This is a genomic window from Streptomyces albiflavescens (assembly GCF_014645835.1).
In the GTDB taxonomy this organism is placed as follows: Bacteria; Actinomycetota; Actinomycetes; order Streptomycetales; family Streptomycetaceae; genus Streptomyces; species Streptomyces albiflavescens.
The window spans coordinates 104,544-126,472 of sequence record NZ_BMMM01000010.1 but is presented as its reverse complement, the minus strand read 5'-3'; the positions used below and the strand labels follow the sequence as shown (position 1 = coordinate 126,472).

Sequence of the window (21,929 nt, the reverse complement as noted above, 5' to 3'; positions counted from 1 at the left end):
GGGCTGCGGTTCGTTCGGCTCGTAGGGCCGTGGGGCCGTGGGGCCGCAGGGCTCGCAGGGCTCAAATGGCTTGTTCGGCTCGTTCGCGTCGCCGTATCCGCGATGCATGAATATGCTGCTTCATTGGAAGTAATGCAGACAGGAGACGATGACCATGCCCGACTCCGAAGAGAAGAAGACGCCGCAGGGGTTCGTCGTGCACACCGCGCCGGTCGGTCTCGCCGACGACGGCCGGGACGACTTCACCGTGCTGGCCTCGACGGCTCCGGCCCAGGTCAGTGGGGTGTTCACCCGCTCCCGGTTCGCCGGGCCGAGCGTCCTGCTGAGCCGGGAGGCGGTCGCCGACGGCCGGGCGCGGGGTGTGGTGGTGCTGGCCCGCAACGCGAACGTCGCGACCGGGCGGGAGGGCGAGGCGAACGCGCGCGAGATCCGTGAGTCCGTGGCGCGCACGCTCGGCGTGCCCGAGGGCGAACTCCTCATCGCCTCCACCGGGGTGATCGGCCGGCAGTACCCCATGCCGCAGATCCGCGAGCAACTCAAGTCGCTGTCCCTGCCGTTCCCGGAGGGCGGTTTCGACCGTGCCGCTCGCGCCATCATGACGACCGACACCCGGCCGAAGGTGGTCCGGCTGCGGTGCGGGGACGCGACGCTCGTCGGGATCGCCAAGGGCGTCGGGATGATCGAGCCGGACATGGCGACGCTGCTGACGTTCTTCGCCACCGACGCCCGGCTCGACGCGGCCGAGCAGGACCGGATCTTCCGGCGGGTGATGGACCGCACCTTCAACGCGGTGAGCATCGACACGGACACCTCCACCAGTGACACGGCGGTGCTGTTCGCCAACGGGCTGGCCGGGGAGGTCGATCCCGTCGCCTTCGAGGAGGTTCTGTACGAGGCCGCGCTGGCCCTCGTCAAGGACATCGCGAGCGACGGGGAAGGGGCGAGCAAGCTCATCGAGGTCCAGGTCACCGGGGCGCGAGACGTCGCCCAGGCCAAGCGGGTGGGCAAGACCGTCGTCAACTCACCGCTGGTGAAGACCGCGGTGCACGGCAGCGACCCCAACTGGGGGCGGGTCGCCATGGCGATCGGGAAGTGCTCCGAGGACACCGACATCGACCAGGACGCGGTACGCATCCGCTTCGGGGACGTCGAGGTGTACCCGCCCCGTGCCTCCGACGCCCGGGACGAGGACGCGGTGCGGGCCGCCGTAGCCGGGCATCTCCAGGGGGACGAGGTGGTCATCGGGATCGACCTCGGCGTCGCCGACGGCGCCTTCACCGTCTACGGGTGCGATCTCACCGAGGGGTATGTGCGGCTGAACTCGGAGTACACGACCTGACGGGTGTGTGGGGGTGCGGGTGAGTGGGTTTTTCGCCCCCTCCGCCCCTACCCGTCCCGGACCGGCCTTCGGCTGCGGGTGCGCGGGGAACTGCGCAATCTTTGAGCGGGGGTCTGGGGGCGTAGCCCCCAGGTACGGGTCGGGCAGGGGCGGAGGGGGCGAAAACATCCCTGACGCCGACCCCGGCTATACCGACCCGTCGACGGCTATGCGTGCCCCCGCCCGCGCCCCCTTCCTCGCACGCCCGCCCCCACAAGATGTGGAGGAAGGCATCCGCGAGGAGGGCTGTAGGGATATGGAGAGCACTCGGTCGACGAGTACGGGCAGTACGGGCAATACGGGCGGCGACGGATTCGACGCGGGAGCGCGTGGCGTGGTGAAGCCGACCGATGCCCTGGGGGGCACGCTTCGGCTGGTGCGTACGGACGACTTCGACTCGCTGGACCCCGGGAACACCTACTACGCCTACACCTGGAACTTCCTGAGGCTCATCGGCCGCACGCTGGTCACCTTCGACACGGCTCCGGGCAAGGCGGGCCAGCGGCTGGTGCCGGACCTCGCGGAGTCGCTGGGGGAGTCGTCCGAGGGCGGTCGGGTGTGGACGTACCGGTTGCGGGCGGGACTCCGGTACGAGGACGGCTCTCCGGTGACGTCCGGGGACGTCAAGTACGCCATCGCCAGGAGCAATTACGGGACCGACGTGCTGGGGGCGGGGCCCACCTACTTCCGGCAGCTGCTGGGGACCGACTACGGCGGGCCTTGGCGGGAGCCCGGCTCCGACGGGCCCGTCACGCTGGAGACCCCCGACGAGCGCACCCTCGTCCTCCGGCTCGAGGAGCCGTTCGCGGGGATGGATCTGCTGGCGACCATGCCCAGCACGACGCCGGTGCCGCGCCGCCTCGACACCGGCGCCGAGTACCGGCTGCGACCGGTCGCCACCGGCCCGTACCGCGTCGTCTCGTACACCCGCGGCGAACTGGCCGTGCTGGAACGCAACCCGCACTGGGATCCGGCGACCGACCCGGTCCGCAGGCAGCGGGCCGAGCGCATCGAGGCGCACCTCGGCAAGGACCCGCACGAGGTGGACCGCATGCTGCTGGCCGGGGAGGCGCACATTGACCTCGCCGGGTTCGGGGTGCAGCCCTCCACGCAGGAGCGGATCCTCGCCGATCCGGTGCTGCGGGCCCATGCCGACAACCCGCTCACCGGGTTCACCTGGATCTACTGCCTGTCGAGCAGGATCGCGCCGTTCGACAACGTGCACTGCCGGCGTGCCGTGCAGTTCGCCACGGACAAGGCCGCCATGCAGGCGGCGTACGGCGGTTCGGTCGGCGGGGACATCGCCACCACCATCCTTCCGCCGACCATCGACGGGTTCCAGGACTTCGATCGCTATCCCGTCGGTGCCGAGGGGACCGGGGATCTCGAAGCGGCCCGCGCCGAACTCGCCGCCGCCGGGATGCCGGACGGGTTCCGTACGAAGATCGCAGCCCGCAAGGACCGGCTCAAGGAGTACCGGGCCGCCGAGGCGCTGGCCGCCGGGCTCGCGCGGGTCGGGATCGAGGCCGAGGTCCTGGACTTTCCCTCCGGCGACTACTTCGACATCTACGGCGGCTGCCCGGCCTATCTGCGCGAGCACGGGATCGGGATCATCATGTTCGGCTGGGGGGCCGACTTCCCGGACGGCTACGGGTTCCTGCAGCAGATCGTGGACGGGCGGGCGATCAAGGAGCGCGGCAACCAGAACATGGGCGAGTTGGACGATCCGGAGATCAACGGGCTGCTCGATCGCGGCGCCACCTCCGGCGATCCGGCCGAGCGCGCGGAGATCTGGCACCGCATCGACCGGCTGACCATGGAGCACGCGGTGATCGTGCCGTATCTGTACCCGCGCTCGCTGCTCTACCGGCACCCGGACGCCCGCAACGTCTACGTCACCGGGTCGTTCGGCATGTACGACTACGTGGCGCTCGGGGCGAGTTGAGCCCGGGGGGCGTCGGCCGGCCGGTGGGTCGTAGGCAGGCCGATGCTCCGGCAGGCCGCGGCCGCGTCGTGGAACTCGGCCTCGAAGCGGGCCAGTTGGTGCAGGAAGCGGCGGGTGGGGCTGGTCAGGTCCGTGCCGCGGGCGCTGCGCACCAACAGGCAGGCGCCCAGGCCGAGTTCGAGGCGGTGGATGCGACGGGTCAGCGCGGACTGGCTGATGGACAGCACGGCGGCGGCCCGGTTGATGCTGCCGTGCTTCGCCACCGCCCTCAGTACGTGCAGGTCATCGACGTCGAACTTCCTGGTCGCGGTCGGCACGAGCGACGCTTCGGGCGCGTCGCTCTCCCGTACGGGACGGGTGACCCGGGCGGTCTGCTCCCGGTGCCAGCGCGTCCACCACGGGTCGCCCAGCAGGTCACGGTGCTGCTCGGCGAACCGCCGCAGATAGCGGTCGGCGAGCAGCGCGGCTAGCTGCTCGGCCAGGGCGCCGGGTACGACCGTCGGGTCGACGAGGAGGCTGGTGGAGCGGTGCGGACGCTCCACCACGGACCGGTGGACCACGGAGCGCGCGAGCACGGCCGGATGCGTGGGGGAGCCGAGCCCGATGGCGTCGCCGCGGCGCAGCATTCCGCGGGCCACCGAGGCACCGGTGATGTGCAGGGCGGCGGGGGCGGGGAGACCGGCGGCCTGGAAGACCCGGGCCACCAGGACCTCGGAGTCCGGGCCGACCTCGGACACCCAGTTCTCGCCCTGCAGATCGGCGAGCGAGACCGCGTTCCGGCCGGCCAGCGGGTGGTCGAACGGCAGCGTGACCCACAGCGGATCGTCGAGGACGCCGTAGGCGCGCACGGCCCGCTCGACCGAGTTGCGCGGCGCGTCGAGGCTCCAGGTGTGCGCGGCGTCGACGTGGTAGCCGGCCAGCCTGCGCATGACCTGGTGGGGCGTGTCGTGATGGACCGACAGAAGGATGTCCAGCGTGGCCGCGGCGTCCTCGACCACGTCCTCCAGGAGCGGTTCGGCGGACGCGACGGCCAGCACGGCGGGCGCGTCGACCGCCTCCGAGCCGCGCCCGAAGATGTTCGTCTGGACGGCAAGATCGACCTGGCGGAAGAACCGGCGCCCGGCCACCAGCAGGCGCGAGCCCGCAGAGGTCAGCCGCGCGGTGTGGCGGCTGCGCAGGGTCAGGGGAAGACCGACGGTCTTGTCGAGGCGGTCGAGTTGGCGCTCCAGGGCGCCGTGCCGCGACCCGGTGCGCCGGGCCACTTCCGCGAGGTCGCCGCACTGTCCCACCGCGTCCAGCAGGGACAGGTCGGGTCGGGTGAAGGGGAAGGGAAGGGGAAAGGGTTCCGGCCGGTCGGGAACAGACGTTATCGCAGACGTTATCGCAGGCTTTATCGCAGGCGTCATTGCAGGCGTTATTTCTGACCCGTAAGACAATGTCGGTTTCCTTTTTGGTCAAGGACTGTGCCGCTTGATTGTCCGCAGTGGCTCAATGAATTCGCTGCGGCGATCTTAGGCGCGTCCTCTCTTCGTGCTCTCCTCGCGCCGGGGCGGGGAGAGCGTCCGAAGACGGTCCGGATAGATCCGGACCGGACCGGACCGTCAGGCCTGGTCGGTCGGGCGGATGAAGATCTCGTTGACCGTCATGTGGGAGGGCGCCGTCACGGCGTAGCGCACTGCCTCGGCGATGTCGGCGGCCCGCAACTGCCGGATCTTGCCGACCCGTTCCTCAATGGCGGCCTTGGTCGGCGCGTGCGTGATGTGCTCGCGCAGTTCGGTCTCGACGGTACCCGGCTCGATGACCACCACGCGCACACCGCGCTCGGTGACCTCCTGGCGCAGTCCCTCGCTGAACCCGTTCACCGCGAACTTGCTGGCGTTGTAGCCGGCGGCGCCGCGGCCCGCCACGCGCGCGGCGATCGAGGAGATCTGCACGACCGCGCCCTGGCTCTTGAGCAGGTGCGGCAGCGCCGCGTGGGTCATGTACATCAGGCCCAGGACGTTGGTGTCGATCATGCGGGTCCAGTCCGTGGTGTCGGCGCCCTCGACGGGACCCAGCAGCATCACCCCGGCGTTGTTCACCAGGATGTCGAGCCGCCCCAGGGTCTCCACGGTCGAGTGCACGGCGTCGCGGACCGCCCGCTCGTCGGTGACGTCCAGTGCGAGTACGTGGACGGTGGCGCCGGTGGCCGCCAGCTCGTCCCGCAGGGCATGCAGCCGGTCGACCCGGCGGGCCGCGACGGCCACGGCGGCGCCCTCGGCGGCCAGCACCCGTGCCGTGGCCTCGCCGATTCCGGAGCTCGCGCCCGTGATGAGCGCGACTTTCCCCTGCAGTGCTGAAGCCGTCCGCGGTGCTGTGGTCATCATTCCCCCGGTGGGTGACGGATAGGGCGCGCGAATGTCCTGAGAATGGTGTGTGGTGGCGCTGGAAAGGGCCGGATGCCGTGACGCTATCAGCCGCGACATTGTGCGGTGAATGGCTGTCGGCGCCTCAAGTTATGACTGTTTCCGGCCGGTTATGCATGCCCGGCCGCAGGCCAGGACGCCTCCCCGCGGGCACGGCAGATTGGGTCGACGACAGCACGTCGGCGCGACCCCTGCGCAGCGACCTGCGCAGCGATAGGCGGTGGATGATGCAGAACGATGCAGCGCTCCGGGGAGAGAGGGCGGCGGCACCGTCGTACCCGATGCCACGCGTCTCTCCCGTGGACCCGCCGCCGCAGCTCGCCGCGCTCCGGGCCGGACGCGCCGCGAGCCGGGTGACGCTGTGGGACGGCAGCGAGGTGTGGCTGGTGACCTCGCACGCCGGTGTCCGGGCCGTGCTCGGCGACCGCCGGTTCACCGCGGTCACCAGCGCCCCCGGTTTCCCGATGCTGACCCGCACCTCGCAACTCGTACGCGCGGCGCCCCACACGGCCTCGTTCATCCGCATGGACGACCCGGACCACTCCCGGCTGCGCTCGATGCTCACGCGTGACTTCCTCGCGCGCAGGGCCGAGGACATGCGGCCGGTGCTGCGGGAGTTGCTCGATGACATGCTGGGCGGCCTGGTGGCGGCCGGTGAGAAGCCCGTCGATCTCGTCGCCGGTCTGACGATCCCCGTGCCGTCCCGGGTCATCGCCCTGCTGTTCGGAGTGGGCGAGGACCGCCGGGACTTCATCGAGGGCCGCAGCGCGATTCTCATCGACCGTGGCTACACCCCCGATCAAGTGGCCGCGGCCCGGGACGAGTTGGACGGTTTCCTGCGTGAGCTCGTCGAGTCGCGGGTCGCCGATCCCGGTACCGATCTGGTGAGCCGACTGGTGACCGACCAGGTACGGCCGGGCCGGCTGAGCGTCGAGGAGCTGGTCCCGATGTGCCGGCTGCTGCTGGTGGCGGGGCACGGCACGACCACCAGCCAGGCCAGCCTCAGTCTGCTCAGCCTGGCCACCGACCCCGGCCTCGCCGACGCCCTGACCAAGGACGAGAGCCTGTTGCCCAAGGCTGTCGAGGAGCTGCTGCGCTTCCACTCCATCGTGCAGAACGGGCTGGCCCGCGCCGCCATCGAGGACGTACAGCTGGACGACGTGACGATCAAGGCCGGCGAGGGTGTCGTCCTCTCGCTCTCGGCGGGCAACCGCGACGAGCGGGTCTTCCCGGCGCCCGACACCCTCGACCCGCACCGCGACGCCCGCCGGCATCTGGCCTTCGGTCACGGCATCCACCAGTGCCTGGGGCAGTGGCTCGCCAAGGTCGAGATCGAGGAGATGCTGGCCGCCGTACTGCGCCGGCTGCCTGGTGTGCGGCTGGCGGTGCCGTTCGAGGAGCTGGACTTCCGCCACGAGGTGTCCAGTTACGGGCTCGGCGCGCTCCCGGTGACCTGGTGAGCGAAGTGAGCGACGTGAGCGGTATCGGCGACGTGAACGGCACGAGCGACATGAGCGACGTGAACCGCACGAGCGGCGTGAGCGAGACGAATGGCATGGGCGACGCGAGCCGCGCGGCCGCCGCGCGTCGTCTGACGATCACCGTCGACCCGGACGCGTGCTGCGCCATGGGCCGATGTGCGGGGACCGAGCCGGAACTCTTCGACCAGGACCCCGACACCGGCACCGTGGTCCTGCTCGACCCCACCCCCGCACCCGCACGGCACGCAGCGGCCAGGCTCTGCGCCGAGTTGTGCCCGTGCGGAGCCATCACGCTCACCGAGGACTGAGAGCCCGCGCCCCAGCGGCGCACTTCGCCGCTCAGCGGCCGACAAGGAGCGATCATGATCCAAGCCCCTGGTTCCGTCCCGTCCGGAGCCACCGCCGCCGAGGCGGCGCTCGCCGCCGACGACTCCCCGATGGGAGACGCGGCCCGGTGGGCGTCAGGGCTGCTGACGGCGCCCGACCTCGCCCCGGACGAGTCCACGGCCGCACGGTTCGTGCCGACCTTCCCCGCCCGGCACACGCGGGGTTTCTCCGCGACGCTGGCGGAATGGCGTACGAAGGGGCCGTTCACGGTCCGGGACTACCAGCCCGTCGCCCACAAGGGCTGGGTCGTGCTGTCCGGACCCACCGGCGTGCGATACACGCTGTCGCTGACCCTCGACTCGACCGGGCTGATCCGCATCCTCGCGCTCCAGCCCGAGACGGTGATCCCCGAGACAGGCACCTGGGACGAGCTGGAGGACGCGCTGCGCACACCGGGCGTGGACCACTCCGTCCTCGCCGCGCGCCTCACGCCCGAGGGAATGGTCGTCCTGCACGAGTCGGCCGGGGCCCGGCCGATGCCCACCGGCTCCGCGTACAAGCTCTATGTGATGCGCGCCCTCGTCCACGCGATCGAGAACGGTGAGCTGAGCTGGGACGACGAGGTCACCGTGCGGCCCGAACTGCGCAGTCTGCCCACGGGCGACATGCAGGATCTGCCGGACGGAACCCGTGTCACGGTGCGCGAGACGGCGTACAAGATGATCGCGATGAGCGACAACACCGGCGCCGATCTGATCGCGGACCGGCTGGGCCGCGATGCCGTCGAGCGTGCCGTGACCGCCTCCCGCCACCATGATCCCTCCCTTTTGCGTCCCTTCCTGACCAGCCATGAGGTCTTCGAACTCGGCTGGAGCGCCCCGGAGTTGCGCACCGCGTGGGCGGGGCGGGACGAGGCCGGACGCCGGGAGCTGCTGCGCGAGATCGCCCGGCCGATGACGGTGCGCGGCTCTGACCTGGGCGAGACGGTGCACCGGCTGGGCCTCGACTGGCACATGACCGCGCACGACGTGCTCCACGTCCTCGAAGGGCTCCGGCACGACAGCGAGCGGGACGCCACCGGTACCGTCGAGCACATCCTGACCGCCTACCCCGGCATCCCCGTCGACCAGGCCAAGTGGCCCCGGGTCTACTTCAAGGCCGGTTCCTGCCCCGGTGTGATGATGTTCTGCTGGCTGCTCCAGGACCGGGACGGCACTGTGCACGTCCTGGTGCTGCGTCAGGCGGCCGACGAGCAGAAGCCCATCGGCGACGGCCTGTTTCTGCGCGGGCTCGGTGCGCGGGTCATCAACTCGGGTCTGCTGGAGGCCGACCCACAGTCCGGCGAAGCAGCGGAGCACGGCGAAGGAGCAGGGCGCGGCGAAGGAGCAGGGCGCGGCGAAGGAGCCGACGGGAAAGCCGCCCGGTGAGCGTCAAGGACCGGCTCCTCGCCGTTCTCGTCGCCGTGCTGTGGGGGCTGAACTTCCTCGCCGTACGGATCGGACTCGACCACTACCCGCCCTTCTTCCTCTCCGCACTGCGCTTCCTCGTTCTCGCCGTGCCGGTGATCCTCTTCGTGCCCCGGCCGAAGGCGCCGGTGCGCTGGCTGCTGGTTTACGGGCTGGGCTTCGGGGCCCTGCAGTTCGGGCTGCTCTTCCTCGCCATCGACCAGGGCATGCCGTCGGGGCAGGCCTCGGTCGTGGTGCAGGCGTCGGCCCCGTTCACCATGCTGCTCGGCGCGCTGCTGCTGGGCGAGCGGGTCTCCCCGCGGCAGCTGGGCGGGATCGCCCTGGCCGTGCTCGGCATGGCGGTGATCGCGGTGGAACGGGCCCGCAGCGCCGCGCTGCTCCCGCTGCTGCTGACCCTGCTGGCGGCGCTCGGCTGGGCGCTCGGCAACATCGCCAGCCGGCAGGCACGCCCCGACCACCCGCTGCGTTTCGCCCTGTGGATGTCCGTCGTGCCGCCGCTGCCGCTGCTGGCCCTGTCCGCCGTGATGGAGGGCCCGACCACCGGCTGGCGCGCCCTCGGCGGCTCCTTCGACGGCGACGGCTGGCCCGGCCTGGTGGCCCTGGTGTACACCGCGCTCGCGGGCTCGGTGGTCGGCTCGGGCATCTGGACCACCCTGCTGAAGCGCTACGAGGCGGGAGTCGTGGCCCCGTTCTCCATGCTGGTCCCGGTGGTGGGGGTCGCGGCGGCGTGGGCGGTACTGGGGGAGGAGCTGACGGGGTGGTCGCTGACGGGCGGTTCGGCAGTGGTCCTGGGGGTGCTGCTGGGAACGGGCTGGACCCCCAGGACCCGGAACGGGCGCGGAGACCTGCGCGACCGGCCGCGACGCCCCCGCACCCGCCGGACCGGGAATCAGTCCCCGGAACCGACCGCCCCGGTCCAGAACACCCAGCGGTCATAAGGCACGTACCCCAGCGACGCGTTGACCGCGATCATCGCGGTGTTGTCCTCGGCGTTGGCCGTCTCCACGAGCCGGACTCCCGGCTCGTGCCGCACCACGTACTCCAGATTCGCCAGCTTCAGAAGCCGCCCGAGCCGGTGCCCCCGGTGCGCCCGATGCACCACGGTCATCCCCTGTAGCGCGTACGAGGGATTCCCCGTGGTCTTCGAGACGCTGGTGTACCCGGCCAGCCGGCCACTCGCCTCGTGGACGACACCGGTGTGGTACGCCCGCCGCCCCCGGCCCACCCGCATGGTCTCGAACTCCCGGGCATAGCTGGTCTCGACTTCCTGGTCCTCGTCGAAGTTCTCGTCGCCCAGCGACTGTTCGAGCACCGACACCCGTACCGCGTACTCGTCGGGCGTAATCGTCCCCCAGGTGACCAGGGAGTACCCCTCCGGCACGACAGGGACGCCGTCGGCCAACGGGTCGTGCGCGTCCAGGTCGAGCCACTGGTGCACCCCGGCGGGTACGGCCGAGCGCTCCGCCCCCATCGCCGCCGCGAAGGCGGCCGGTCCAGGGTCGCGCGCCGGACCGCCGGGCAGCGCCTCCACCACGGTCGCGCTCAGCGCGGCACGTCCGTGCCCCGCGGCGATGTCGACCGCCCGCCCGTACAGCGCGCGCCCGATGCCCCGCCGGCGCAGCTCCGGGTGGACGAGAAGCTGGTCCAGCCGTGCCACGTCGGCGCCGTCGGGCAGTGCGAGCCGCAGCGCGCCGACGACCCGGCCGCCGTGCCCGTCATGGCGTACGACCCAGTCCTCCAGCTTGGTGGCGGGCGGCGGGAAACGCAGCGAGCCCGTCATGTCGGCGGTGCAGGGAGGCGCGGCCTCCGGGACGTCACCGGCCGTGTCGGCGAGCAGTCGCAGCCACTGGCCGACCGTGGTCTCGTCGTCGGCGGCCAGCGGGCTGAAGCGCAGGTCGTGCGTGATGTCGTTCAAGGGGTGTTCTCCCAATCGCGGTGGTCGGGCGCGAGACCCATCGCCTGGACGTCGTACAGCCCGAAGGCCGGATGGACGTACACATTGGTGACCCAGGGATTGCGGAAGTGCAGGGTCTTGTCGTGGACCAGGGGAAGGATCACGGCGTGTTCCATCACCAGGCGTTCGACGGCCCCCCACTGGCGGGCCCGTTCGGCGGGGTCGGTGGTGTGCAGGCTCTGGTCGATGAGCTCGTTGACGCGTGGGTCGTCGAGCTCGGAGATGTTCCAGTTGCCGCCGTTGCGTTTGATCTGGCGGCCGTCCACGAGAGGCGCGAGGAAGCCGTACTCGGTGGGGAAGTCGGCGCCCCAGTCCGTGACGATGAGCCCGAGCGCGTGCTCGCGGATGGTCTCCGGGTGCCCGGCGCCCAGGCTGAAGTAGCTGGCGACGTCCAGTTCCTTGACGGTCAGCCGGATGCCGACCCGGGCGACCGACTCGGCGACCGCGTCGGCGACCAGCCGGAACTTACCGCGCTGGGTGCCGATCACCGCGTCGAAGCCGTCCGGCAGCCCCGCCGCCGCCAGCTCGGCGCGCGCCGCGTCCAGGTCGCCCCGCAGGTCGGGCCCGGTCGGATACCGGTCCAGGTCCTGGTGCGCGGGCAGCCTCGGCGGGAACAGCGCCGTGGTGAGGTCCCCGCCGGTGACCGGGCCGCCGCGGGCCCGCTGCAGCAGGATCTTGTCCGCGGCGTAGTGCACGGCCCGGCGCGCGTGCACGTTGTCGAACGGCGGGATGTGCGGCTGGATCGACACGAAGTGCAGGAAGCTCGTCCGCGGATTGTCCGTGTACGACCGCAGCACGCCGTCCGTCGTGACGCGGCCCTGCGCCGCGTGCTGGAGGCCCCGGCCTTCGAGGTTGATGTCGAACTCCCCGGCGATCAGCCGCTCGTCGAGCTCGTCGACGTCCACCCCGATGGTCAGCTCCACCCGGTCGGGCAGGGCCGGCCGGACCGGGTCGGTGGCGCGGTCCCAGTACGGGTTGCGCTCGAAGTGCATGAACGTGCCCGGCCGGTGGGCGGCGATCCGGTACGGACCGCTGGAGCGCGGGTTCTCCCCGTAGTCGGCCCCGGTGTCCGCGCGCCGCGGCACCGGTGCCGCGCAGGGCTGCGCCATCAGATGGTCGAAGTCCGAGAAAGGGCGCCGCAGTCGGAAGACGATGGTGCGCTCGTCGGGGGTGAGCACGGACCGCAGCGGGTCGGTGGTCCGGTACGGACCCGGGTACCGCCGCGCGGGATCGTCGAGCAGCGGGACGAGGTAGGTGGGACCGCCGGGCAGCACGTCCTGCGCGAACACCCGCTGCACGGCGTGGCGTATGTCGTCCGAGGTGATCGGGGTGCCGTCGTCGTAGCGCAGGTTCTCGCGCAGCCGGTACGTCCAGGTCCGGCCGCCGTCGCTCACCCGCCCGGGACGCTCGGCCAGGTCCGGGACGGGGACGAGTCCGGCGGGGCCCGGCTCGGTGGGGTAGGCCATGAGGGTGCGGTTGAGCATCCGTTGCAGCAGCCACACCCACACGTAGTAGGTGCGGGCCGGGTCGAGGGAGTCCACGTCGGCCGAGGAGACCAGGCGGAGGGTGCCGCCGCGCCGGTCCGAGGGGTTCACCGTCGCGCCGACGGCGGCGTCCCAGCCGGCACCCGCCGCCGCTTCGGTGGGTTGCGCAGTCATCGTGTCGTCTCCCCGATCCGCAGCAGGAACGAGTGCTCCTCACTCGCCAGGCAGCCCCGCGCGAGCTTCGCCTCGACACTGCCGATCCCGGCGTGCAGGACGGACACGCCCTCGCGCGCGGCGGCTTCGAGGACGCGGTAGTACAGGACGTCGTAGTAGAGCGGCAGCTTGCCCTGGGCGTCGTAGTCGAATCCGGCGCGGTGGCCGAACCACTGCTCCTCGCCGCGGGCCCGGGAGCGCAGCACCATGCCGAAGCCGATGATGCTGCCGTCCTTGCGCGCCACCGAGACCATGGCGTCGTCGCCCATGACCTCGGAGATCCAGCTCAGCAGCCCTGCCGAGTGCTCCGGGCTGGCCGGATTGCCGTACTTGCGCAGCAGGTTGCAGTCGAGCTCGCCCAGACGCGGGGCCAGTGCCTTGGTCAGCGGTTCGAGGTGGACCTCCACCTTGGCCTCGGCCAGCGCCCGGCGTTCCAGACGCACCCGGCGGCGCCGGTGCTTGCTCATCTCCTCGAGGAACTGGTCCCAGCCGCCGGGCGGAATGGGCAGCCAGGCGTAGTGCGCCGAGAGGTGCGAACGGTAGCCGCGACCGCGCAGCAGCTCGACCAGGCCGGTGTCGCGGACGTCGACATGGGGGAAGCAGACGGACGCCGCCCCGCGCTCCGTGGCGAGTTGCTCGGCCCGCTCCACCAGTGCCTCGACGTCCGAGGGCAGCGCGGCGGGTCCGGCCGGCGCCCGGGTGCGTCCCAGGTGCCGGCCGCCGCACACCAGGGACGGCAGCAGGGCCGCCGGATCGCCCTGGGCCACCTCGTCGAGGACGGCTGCGGCCTCCGGCGTGCCGCCGTCCTCCAGGGCCCGGGAGAGCATCGCGTCCGGCCGGGCGAGCAGCCACGGTACGGAGTCGTCGGCCCACGCGGCGACGAGGCCCGCGACCGGCCTCTCGTCCCGGTGCTGGACGAGAAAGTCCATCGTGGTCCCGGAGTTGCGCTCCTGGACCGCCAGCCAGCGGGAGGTCTGGAAGAAGTCCTCCGCGCCGAGCAGGTCGTCCCAGCCGGCGGCGGGCAGCGCGGCGGCGTCAGCCACCGGCCGTACATCGCCCCGGCTGCCCGCATACGGACCGGTGCCCTTCACAGCTTCTCCGCCCCGTCCGCTCCGTCCGCCTCGCTCGACTTGTTCGGCTCGTCCTCCTCGACCACGAAGTCGAGGTACGCGGCCGCCTTGTCGGCCAGGGCCTGGGCTTCCAGGCGGTCGGGGCCGTTGCAGTAGGTGAAGCCGACGCAGGCGGAGTTGTCCATGCGCTGCAGCAGGTGGTCGCCCTTCTCCACGTGCAGCAGCACCTGCACACCCGGCACCGCGGAGGCGGCCTCCACACCGTCCACGCGCTGGAGGACCCCGCGCCGCTGCGGGTAGATCATGCGCACGGCGGCGCCGCCGGTGTGGACGACCGGCTCGATCGGCGGGACCGAGCCGATCGCGAGCAGCCAGGCGTCCAGGATCGGGCTGCGCCCGGTGACGTCCGTGACGAGCATGGTCATGCAGCTCGACGGCGTACGCGGGTTGGCCTCGATGATGCGCCAGCCGGACTCGGTGCGCCGGACCTCGGTGTGGCAGGGCCCGCGGTCGTAGCCGATCGCCTCCAGTGTCCTGCGCACCACGGAGTAGAGCTGGTCGCGCTCGTCGTCCGAGAGCGGCACGGGGAAGGTGTGCCCGCATTCGATGTAGGCCGGGTCGCCGAACAGGTCCTTCGAGGTGACGCCGAAGACATGCGTGTGTCCGTCGACGGTCATCGTCTCGACGCTGACTTCGACGCCTTCGACGTACGTCTCCAGGAGCACGTCGCCCGACCGCGGCTGGCCGCGCAGGCTGTGCCGTAACCCGGACAGCTCCTGCCAGGCCTCGACCAGCTGGTCCATGTCGTCGACGCGGCGGACCCCGTAACTGATCGCCTCCGCGGGCGGCTTGGCGATCATCGGGAAGCCGAGCCGCCGCGCCGCCTCGTCGAGCTGTTCGCGGCTGCCGACGAGCATGTGGGGGATGTTGAACGGTACGTCGCCGAGTGCGACGCGCAGCCGGTCCTTGACGTTGGCGGTCTCCACGGCCGCGGGATCGGGACCCGGCAGACCGAGGCGCCGGGCCGCCTGCGCGGCGAGCACCGTGTGGTAGTCGGAGAACGACGTGAGACCGTCCACCAGCGGAGCGCCGTTGCCGTCGGTCACCACGGACAGCACCGCTTCGAGGTCGGTGGTGTCGACGTCGATCACACGGTCGACGGCCGCGGCGAGCGGGTGGGAGTCCCAGTCGTGGCCGTGGGTGTACCAGGCCCGGTCACCGGTGAGCAGCCACACCTCGAGACCGTGCTCGCGGGCCTGGTGCAGGCCCAGGACGAACGGGTGGTTCTGCATGTGCTCGACGATCGCGATGCGCCTGCCGGCGAACTTCGCGTAGTCGGCCAGGGGTGTTGTCATGGGACCGCCTCCATGGTCCGCCGCCGATCACGTCGGTGGCGTTGCAGTCGACTGGCGTTGAGGACCAGTTGAACGCGTCGGCCATGGCGAAACCATGAATCGGGTGGTCACGTGCATAGGCGGTCGGCGAGGCGCATAGGAACGCCGCCCGTCGCTCACTCGCTCGGTGGCTGGACCCCGGCCAGCAGCCCGCCGAGGACCGCGAACAGCGCCAGGAACCCGGCGGTGGCGCCCGTGCCGACGGCGTCCTCGACCACATGGCCCCCGATGAAGATCCACGCCAACGCGCCGAGCAGCACCAGCAGATGGTTGCCCCGTTCGCGCAGTACGCGCATCCCCGCCCACAGCAGGACGGGCATCGACGCCACCCCGGCGATCCCCGCGATGAGCGCCTCCAACGACCCGGCGAACATCGCGTCCGGATCGGCGTCGCCCACACCCTGCGCCCACTCCCGCAGGGAGGACCAGATCCAGTAGCAGAGGACGGCGGACACCGCCGACACGGCGGCGCCCTTCACCCAGCGGGCGGCCCTGCGGTTCGTCATGTCTACAGCCTTCCATGGCACGGCGACGGGGGCCTGAGTACGAGTACTCAGGCCCCCGCCCCTTACGGATCCCGCCTACAGCGAGTGCTGCAGGCTGTCGGCGTACAGCCGCGCACCCGCGATCTTCGGGTGGAAGGACTTCATGGACGGCGCCACATTGCCCGGCAGCCAGTTCCAGTCCCGGTTGTCCGCCTGCGAGTGGCCGGACAGGACGATGCCGTGCACGTCCTCCGGGTCACCGCAGATCGCCTTGCCGGCGAACTCGTCACGCGGGTCGGAGAAGACCGCGTTCGCGCCGTACAGGCTGTTGGCGTCGTTGACCGCGCCCTGCATCTCGGTGGCCAGCGTGTCGGCCATGCCGTTCAGCCACGGCGCCTCCTCGGTGCCGATGCCGACGACGCACTGCCCGTTGCCCTCCAGGAGCTTCGGGTAGCCCATGAGGACGATCTTGGCCTTGGGCGCCTTCAGGTGGAGCGAGTTGAGCATGCTCGCCAGCCGTGGCCGGATCTGCTCGTGCAGCCACTTCGGTGCCCACTCCTCCAGTGAGCCGGTCTCCTGTCCGTCGATCTTCTTCCCCGTGTCCGGGTCGACGGCGTCGATGGAGTTGTCGTTGCACACGGTCAGGGCCGTGATGCACTCCTGGATGATGTCGGCGAACCGGGCGTCGTTGCCACCGATGGACAGGGTGACCAGCGTGGTGTTCTGGTCGAGATAGCCCTGCTGGATCTGGGGCAGTTCACTGCTCTGGCCCTCGCGCAGGATGTTGTAGTGGCGGGCGCCGGAGCAGGCGATGAAGTGGTAGTCCATGTCGGAGTCGCGGTCGTCGGCCATCGCCCCGATCGACTTCGCGTAGCCGGGCAGGGTGGCCTGACGCGACCAGGCGTACTTCGAGCGGTGGCACTTGTCCTCGGTGTCGGGCTGCTGCTTGTCGTAGTAGTCGGACTCCGGGTAGTAGTCCGCGCCGCCGTTCTCCGAGGCGCCCTCACCCGAGGAGTACGAGTCGCCCATCGCCACGATCTGGTTCTTCGGCTTGGCGCTCAGCGGCTGGAAGCCGACCGAGTCCCAGGCGACGTCCTCGGTGCCCTTGCCGTCCTCCGTCACGTTCGACAGGGACACCGTGGGCGTTCCGGTGAAGTTGAAGACGCCGATCGGCACCCACTTGTTCTCCATCACCCGCTGCGGCAGCGCGCGGTGGGGACTGGTGGAGTCGGTGCCGCCCACCTTGTACAGGGCCTGGCGGGTGTGCGCGCCGTGGTCGGGCAGGTGCACCCAGACCCGCATCCAGCCGCGGTCGGACTTGTTCAGCGTCCAGGTGCCGGTGGTCTGCAGCCTGCTCGCGTCGCTCGTCCCGTTCTTGTTGGTGTGCGAGAACCAGAAGTGGTTGCCGTAGGCGGCGCCGATCTGGTGCAGGTCGATCCGGGCCGAGGGGCTCCCGAAGTCGAGGTTGAACGAACCCGCGGACGACACCGTGCCGCATGATCTCGTATCGGATCCGGCCGGGACGATGCCGTTGGCGAGGTCCTCGACGATGTACGTACCGGACGGCAGGTTGGCGGAGCACTCCGGCGGATACGAGTTGGCGTCCGGCTGCTCGGGATAGGTGTCGTCGAACCGGTGGATCGGGTTGCCGCACTGGGCGCTGGACGTGCAGTTCTTCCAGGTCGCGGCCTTGGTGAACCAGCACTTCAGGTACAGCGGGTCCGAGGTGTTCGGGTCACCGGGCAGCAGGCAGGGGCCGCCGCCGGTGTCGTTGGTCGCGCCCGTGCTGATCTTCGACGGGTCGCAGTTGTTGCTGCTGTCGCAGAACAGGCTGATCGGAGGCTTGGCCGTCGTGCGGTAGGCGTTGGAGTTCCACCACGCGGCACGGTAACCGGCCTGGAAGTCACCGGGCTTGAACATGGCCGAGATCGGGCGGGCCGCCCAGCCGATGACCTTCTCCTCGTACGGCCAGTCCTGCGGGTGCGCGGCGTGGCTGTAGTCGTCGGCGCCGGCCGCGTCCTCCAGGAACGGCGTCCGGTTCTCCTTCCACAGCGGGTTCGCCGGGTTGTTGGTCCAGCCGAGGCCCCACTTGCCGGCGTTGCTGCCCGCGTCCGCCTTGAGGTGGTAGCCCGTGTTGTACGACCACAGGGCGGCGAACCAGTTCTCGATGTACTTCGGGTTGCCGTCGTTGATGATGATCCCGTCGGCGCGGGTCTGGTTCCACTTCTCGACCAGGATGTTCACGCCGGACGCGATGTTCGCCGCGTAGTCGAGCGCGATGGCCTCCTGCTGCTGCACCGTCTTCGTCGGCTGGCCCTTGCCCGGCAGCCGCATGCCGTCGGTGACCTGGGTGACGCCGTAACCGCAGTCCGACTTCGACCAGTCGATGGCCCACGGGTCGGTCTGCGAGCCGTCGGAGGAGTACTTGACGCCGTAGAAGTTGCCGATCAGCGGGTTCGCGGTGACGCCCGGCACGGCGTAGCGGGTCGCCTGCCACATGTTCGACTCCTGCGCGGTGACGCCGAGCATCACCTGAGCCGGGATGTGCCAGTCGGCGCCGCTGCCGCCGCTGAGCGACTGGAGCGGGAACAGGGTCTGCGGCGCGTACGCCGACATCCCCGTGTTCTTCCAGTTCGCCCCGCGCGTGGCGCCCTTGTTGAGGGTGCCGACGATCGCCTGGTCCACGGCCCACTCGATCTGCCGCGGCGTCGGCTGGAACGCCTGCTTCTTCGGGTCGTTGCGCGGGACCGAACAGGTGCGGTCGTCGTCGACCGGCGACGCCATCGGGGTGGCCTTGCCGGACTTCGCGGGTGTGCCAAGGGCCGGACTCATCGCGGTCGCGGCGCGCTGGGCGCCCGCTCTGCCGAACCGGTTGCCCGGGGCGGCGTCCAGGACGGCCGTCTTCCCGGTGTCCAGGGCCTTGAGGGTGATCCTCGCGCCGCGCGCCGAGAAGGAGTCCTGCTGCGTGATCCGGGAGTCCTTGCCGTCCGCCCACGCGGTGGTCACCGCGGCGCCGCCGCGGCTGGAGATCAGGGCGTCCTTGTCGATGCCGCCCGGGTTGCGGACGACACCCGGCAGGGACCCGTGGGTGCGGGCCTTGCCGGTGACGTACACGGTGCCCGCGGGGGTGCGCGCGAGGTCGAACCCGGTCAGCGAACCCTGCGCGAGCTGGGCGGCCCTCGCCTTGCCGTTCGCCGCCCGCAGCGCCCCCGCGGTGACACGGGAGACCGCGGCCTGGTCATCGGCCGACGACTTCTTCCTGCCGCCGGGCAGCCGGTCGATGAAGGTGACACCGCCGTCGGCGTCCGGCTGCAGCTGGAACGGTACGGCGTGGGTGCGGGCCACCGTCTTCACGGTCGAGCCGTCGATCCGCACGATCTGGCTGCCCCGTGCGGCGACGATCCCGCCGTCCACCGGAACCGCCGAGGTGACCTGGCCGGCCACCTTCGTCTTCGCGGACCGGCCCGCGGCGGCGGCGACCGTGACCAGCCGGGTCTCGTTGGTCTTGGAGGTGTTCTCGTCGGTGAACTGCGAGAACACGGCGTCGTCACCCGTGCCGCAGCCCGGGGAGAAGTAGCCGAGCGTGGCCTGGAACGGCAGCTTGCGCACGGCTCCGCTGTCCAGGTTCACGATCGCGGTGAAGGCGCCGCGGCTCATCAGCTCGGGCTTGTTGGTGAAGGTGCGCGGCGCGTACGCCACGGCGGCGTATGTGCCGGACTTGGTCACACAGGCGTTGCCGATCCAGGTGTCCGTCTCGAACCCCGGCTCGGACAGCGAGGCGGCGGTCTTCCACGCGTAGCCGCTCTTCTCGTCGGCCACCATCACATGGAAGCCCGTACCGTCGCCCGACGTCGTGAACGCCCGGTCCGAGGAGGACTTGTAGCTCTTGCCGAGCAGCTCGGCGCGCTGCTTCGCGGGAACCGCGCCGGGATGGGTGTCGTCCGGGGACCCCTTGCCCGTGGCGCTCGCGGACTTCGACGTGGGGGACCATCCGTTGGCCGCTCCGGGCGGGACCGCGTCCGCGTAGGCCTGCGTCGTACCGACCCCACTGGCCACCGCTATCGCGATGGCCGTGGCGACCGGAACACGCGCATGTCTCACTATGCTGCGTCTCAACTTCCTGTCTTTCTTCCGGGATTCACGCCCAGATCAGGGCGTGCACCGCACCCAGGGACCGGACCGGCGCCAACAGGCAGAGCAGGCAAGCCCTCAGGGGGCGGAGATGTGGGGAGCGGGAGATCGGCGCGACCTCAACCGCTGGGTGAGCCCGGTCAGTTCGGGCTGCCGTTCTTGGACTTGCCTCGCAGGGCTTCGTCGGTGAACCACACATGGGCCCAGCCGGCGCCCGCCGCCGTCAGCGCCGTCACCGCCGCGGTCGCGAGGGTCCTTCTCGGCTTGCGCATGGTCATTGCTCCTCCCCGTGGTTCTGTGCCGCCCCTGTGCCACGCCTGAGGGGAGGCGGGAGCAGCGTGGCACCGGGCACTCTTCTGGCCATCCCCTGCAACTCCCCTGGAAGCAGGGCATGTTGGGGGTCTCTTCGGGGTCTTCTCGCGGCCTCTTGCGACACCCTTCCCGGGCTCTTCCCCGGCTCTTTCCGCGCTCTTTTCGGCGGAGCTGAGTGTCCGTACTCAGGCGCCCCGGCCGACTGCTCTGCCAACCTGGCGTCATGCCTTCTCGCGAGAGCGGTACGAGCGGTACGAGCGGTACGAGCGGTGCGAGCGGTATGAGCGGTACGAGCCGAACGAGCGGTTCGAGCCGAATGAGCGGTGCGAGTGGTACGAGCCGTGCGGGCCGTGCGAGCGCCGGCCGCGCCGCCCTCTTGGCCGCGACCGCTGTCACCGCCGCCGCATGTCTTGCCGCGTGCGGAACACAGCGGCCGGGCGCGGCACCCTCCGTTGCCCCCACCTCGTCCGCCGGCTCCTCCCCGTCGCCCGCGAGCCCGCACGCGGAGCCGGACCGGGGCGACAGCGCGCCGCACAACGCCGAGAACAACATCGGCCGGATGCCGGGGGACATGACTCCCGCCGACGAGGCGGCCGCAAAGGAGAAGGCCGAGAAGATCAAGCCGGTACTGGAGAAACTGCGGAAGCAGGGGCGCATCAGCCCCCAGGACGTGCGCCCCGCGCTGGCCGGCCTCGGCTTCCGGGCCGCGGACATGCGCGTCCAGGACCCGTGGTCGCGATGGAACGTGGACCACTCGGAGAAGGTGCCGGGCACCTTCTACGGGATCTGGGTCGGCAAGACCGCCTGCATCTCCGGCGCGGTGAGCAAGGACACCGTGTGGGTCGAGGTCAACGGCCCCTATCCGGAGACCGCCTGCATCGTGCCGCCGGTCGCCCACTGATCCCCGTCACACATCCCCCCTCCCGCGCGTCAGGGAGATGACGGCGCCGCACCATGCGGCCCGGTGAGAGGGAGATGACGACATGACTGTTCTGATGGTGCGTTCCACGGTGAAGCCCGAGTGCGTCGGCGAGCTCGAAGAGGCTCTGAAGAAGATGTTCGCCGCACTCGAGAGCGCCCGGCCCGAGGGCGTGCGCTACACCTCGTACCGCCTTCCCGATGGAGTCACCTACGTCGCGCTGCTGGAGCTCGCGGACGGCATCGAGAATCCGCTGCCCGCGATCGTGGAGTTCCGGGAGTTCCAGGCGGGCCTGAAGGACTGGCTGGCCGGTCCGCCGTCCGCCGAGCAGTTCGAGGTCAGGGGCGCGTACACGGCCTGACGGATGCGTCGGCGGTGCCATCCTTCGGACATGGGTGTCTCCGGCACGGCGGGCGGCGGGTACTCCGGTACTCCGCTCGCCAAGAAGATCGGTATCAAGGCAGGGCAGCGGGTGCGGCTGACGCACGGGCCGCAGGACTGGGACATTCCCGGGCTGCCCGAGGACTGCGCGGTCTCCGCGGGGGGTCCGAAGGGGGCGGACGTCACGGTCGCCTTCTTCCGGACCCGCGCGGAGGCGGTGGCGCAGGCGGCCGGGCTGGTCCGGGACCTGTCCGACGAGGCGATGCTCTGGATCGCCTGGCCCCGGCGCGCGGCCGGGCACGAGAGCGACATCACCGAGAACGGTCTGCGGGAGATCTTCCTGCCCCTCGGGGTCGTGGACGTGAAGGTGGCGGCGCTGGGGGACGACTGGTCGGGCCTGAAGTTCGTCCGTCGCAGAGAGAACCGGCGTCCGGGGAGCTGACGTACGCAGAACCGGTGTACGGAGGACGGGCGCACTCGAGGGGGAAGGCCCGGACGTACATTCGGACGTACATCGGGGCGTACCTGAGGGGGACTTACGGTGAACGGCTAGCATCGCGGCACAGTTGTCGGCCGGGATGGGG

At 70.9% G+C, this 21,929-nt stretch carries 18 protein-coding genes; 9 read left to right on the top strand and 9 right to left on the bottom strand.

Features of this window, described 5'->3' with window-relative positions:
• The first annotated feature begins 154 nt into the window (after nt 1-154).
• Nucleotides 155-1,339, top strand: a complete 1,185-nt coding sequence (argJ, locus tag IEY95_RS26215) for a bifunctional glutamate N-acetyltransferase/amino-acid acetyltransferase ArgJ (protein WP_189188586.1) — start codon at nt 155-157, stop codon at nt 1,337-1,339.
• A 295-nt stretch (nt 1,340-1,634) separates the two neighbouring features.
• Complete coding sequence (locus IEY95_RS26210; RefSeq protein ID WP_189188585.1) at nt 1,635-3,323, top strand: ABC transporter substrate-binding protein; 1,689 nt, start codon at nt 1,635-1,637, stop codon at nt 3,321-3,323.
• On the opposite strand, the gene IEY95_RS26205 is transcribed toward IEY95_RS26210, so the two are convergent.
• Both IEY95_RS26205 and IEY95_RS26200 read right to left on the bottom strand, forming a co-directional pair.
• Nucleotides 3,299-4,612, bottom strand: coding sequence for a LysR family transcriptional regulator (locus tag IEY95_RS26205; protein ID WP_229703384.1), 1,314 nt, complete (start codon nt 4,610-4,612; stop codon nt 3,299-3,301). The genes IEY95_RS26210 and IEY95_RS26205 overlap by 25 nt on opposite strands.
• 312 nt (nt 4,613-4,924) lie before the next feature.
• The gene (locus IEY95_RS26200; protein WP_229703383.1) at nt 4,925-5,689 is read right to left on the bottom strand and encodes an SDR family NAD(P)-dependent oxidoreductase; all 765 of its coding nucleotides are present in this window, start codon (nt 5,687-5,689) and stop codon (nt 4,925-4,927) included.
• 320 nt (nt 5,690-6,009) lie between these two features.
• Between IEY95_RS26200 and IEY95_RS26195 the strand changes: the two genes are divergently transcribed.
• Genes IEY95_RS26195 through IEY95_RS26180 form a run of 4 tightly spaced genes read left to right on the top strand, consistent with a single transcriptional unit; the run spans nt 6,010 to nt 9,940 of the window.
• Nucleotides 6,010-7,188, top strand: a complete 1,179-nt coding sequence (locus IEY95_RS26195) for a cytochrome P450 (protein WP_229703382.1) — start codon at nt 6,010-6,012, stop codon at nt 7,186-7,188.
• Nucleotides 7,185-7,517 (top strand): ferredoxin, encoded by a 333-nt coding sequence (locus IEY95_RS26190; RefSeq protein WP_373294548.1) that lies wholly within the window; start codon nt 7,185-7,187, stop codon nt 7,515-7,517. Before IEY95_RS26195 ends, IEY95_RS26190 begins: the two co-directional genes overlap by 4 nt.
• 54 nt (nt 7,518-7,571) lie before the next feature.
• The gene (locus IEY95_RS26185; protein WP_189188583.1) at nt 7,572-8,963 is read left to right on the top strand and encodes a serine hydrolase; all 1,392 of its coding nucleotides are present in this window, start codon (nt 7,572-7,574) and stop codon (nt 8,961-8,963) included.
• Nucleotides 8,960-9,940, top strand: coding sequence for an EamA family transporter (locus tag IEY95_RS26180; RefSeq protein ID WP_189188582.1), 981 nt, complete (start codon nt 8,960-8,962; stop codon nt 9,938-9,940). Before IEY95_RS26185 ends, IEY95_RS26180 begins: the two co-directional genes overlap by 4 nt.
• Here the strand turns inward: IEY95_RS26180 and IEY95_RS26175 are convergent.
• From IEY95_RS26175 to IEY95_RS50185, 7 genes are all read right to left on the bottom strand, one after another.
• Complete coding sequence (locus tag IEY95_RS26175; RefSeq protein ID WP_189188581.1) at nt 9,892-10,917, bottom strand: GNAT family N-acetyltransferase; 1,026 nt, start codon at nt 10,915-10,917, stop codon at nt 9,892-9,894. The genes IEY95_RS26180 and IEY95_RS26175 overlap by 49 nt on opposite strands.
• Nucleotides 10,914-12,614: an ABC transporter substrate-binding protein gene (locus IEY95_RS26170; protein ID WP_189188580.1), complete on the bottom strand. Its 1,701-nt coding sequence runs from the start codon at nt 12,612-12,614 to the stop codon at nt 10,914-10,916. The genes IEY95_RS26175 and IEY95_RS26170 overlap by 4 nt, the downstream gene beginning before the upstream one ends.
• On the bottom strand, nt 12,611-13,744 hold the full coding sequence (locus tag IEY95_RS26165) for a GNAT family N-acetyltransferase (RefSeq protein WP_229703381.1): 1,134 nt from the start codon (nt 13,742-13,744) through the stop codon (nt 12,611-12,613). Before IEY95_RS26165 ends, IEY95_RS26170 begins: the two co-directional genes overlap by 4 nt.
• Complete coding sequence (locus IEY95_RS26160; RefSeq protein WP_189188579.1) at nt 13,741-15,078, bottom strand: ATP-grasp domain-containing protein; 1,338 nt, start codon at nt 15,076-15,078, stop codon at nt 13,741-13,743. Before IEY95_RS26160 ends, IEY95_RS26165 begins: the two co-directional genes overlap by 4 nt.
• A gap of 155 nt (nt 15,079-15,233) precedes the next feature.
• A complete protein-coding gene (locus IEY95_RS26155) occupies nt 15,234-15,623 on the bottom strand; it encodes a hypothetical protein (RefSeq protein ID WP_189188578.1) in 390 nt (129 codons plus the stop codon).
• A gap of 75 nt (nt 15,624-15,698) precedes the next feature.
• Entirely contained in the window at nt 15,699-19,703 is a 4,005-nt protein-coding gene (locus IEY95_RS26150) for an SGNH/GDSL hydrolase family protein (RefSeq protein WP_229703380.1), read from the bottom strand.
• 170 nt (nt 19,704-19,873) lie between these two features.
• Nucleotides 19,874-20,005 (bottom strand): hypothetical protein, encoded by a 132-nt coding sequence (locus IEY95_RS50185; RefSeq protein WP_268240508.1) that lies wholly within the window; start codon nt 20,003-20,005, stop codon nt 19,874-19,876.
• A 263-nt stretch (nt 20,006-20,268) separates the two neighbouring features.
• Between IEY95_RS50185 and IEY95_RS26145 the strand changes: the two genes are divergently transcribed.
• The 3 genes from IEY95_RS26145 to IEY95_RS26135 all read left to right on the top strand — a co-directional run bounded on the left by IEY95_RS26145 (nt 20,269) and on the right by IEY95_RS26135 (nt 21,787).
• Nucleotides 20,269-20,946, top strand: coding sequence for a hypothetical protein (locus IEY95_RS26145; protein ID WP_189188818.1), 678 nt, complete (start codon nt 20,269-20,271; stop codon nt 20,944-20,946).
• Nucleotides 20,947-21,028: 82 nt separating this feature from the next.
• The gene (locus tag IEY95_RS26140) at nt 21,029-21,325 is read left to right on the top strand and encodes a hypothetical protein (protein ID WP_189188577.1); all 297 of its coding nucleotides are present in this window, start codon (nt 21,029-21,031) and stop codon (nt 21,323-21,325) included.
• A 30-nt stretch (nt 21,326-21,355) separates the two neighbouring features.
• Entirely contained in the window at nt 21,356-21,787 is a 432-nt protein-coding gene (locus IEY95_RS26135) for a DUF3052 domain-containing protein (protein ID WP_189188576.1), read from the top strand.
• Nucleotides 21,788-21,929: the final 142 nt, after the last annotated feature.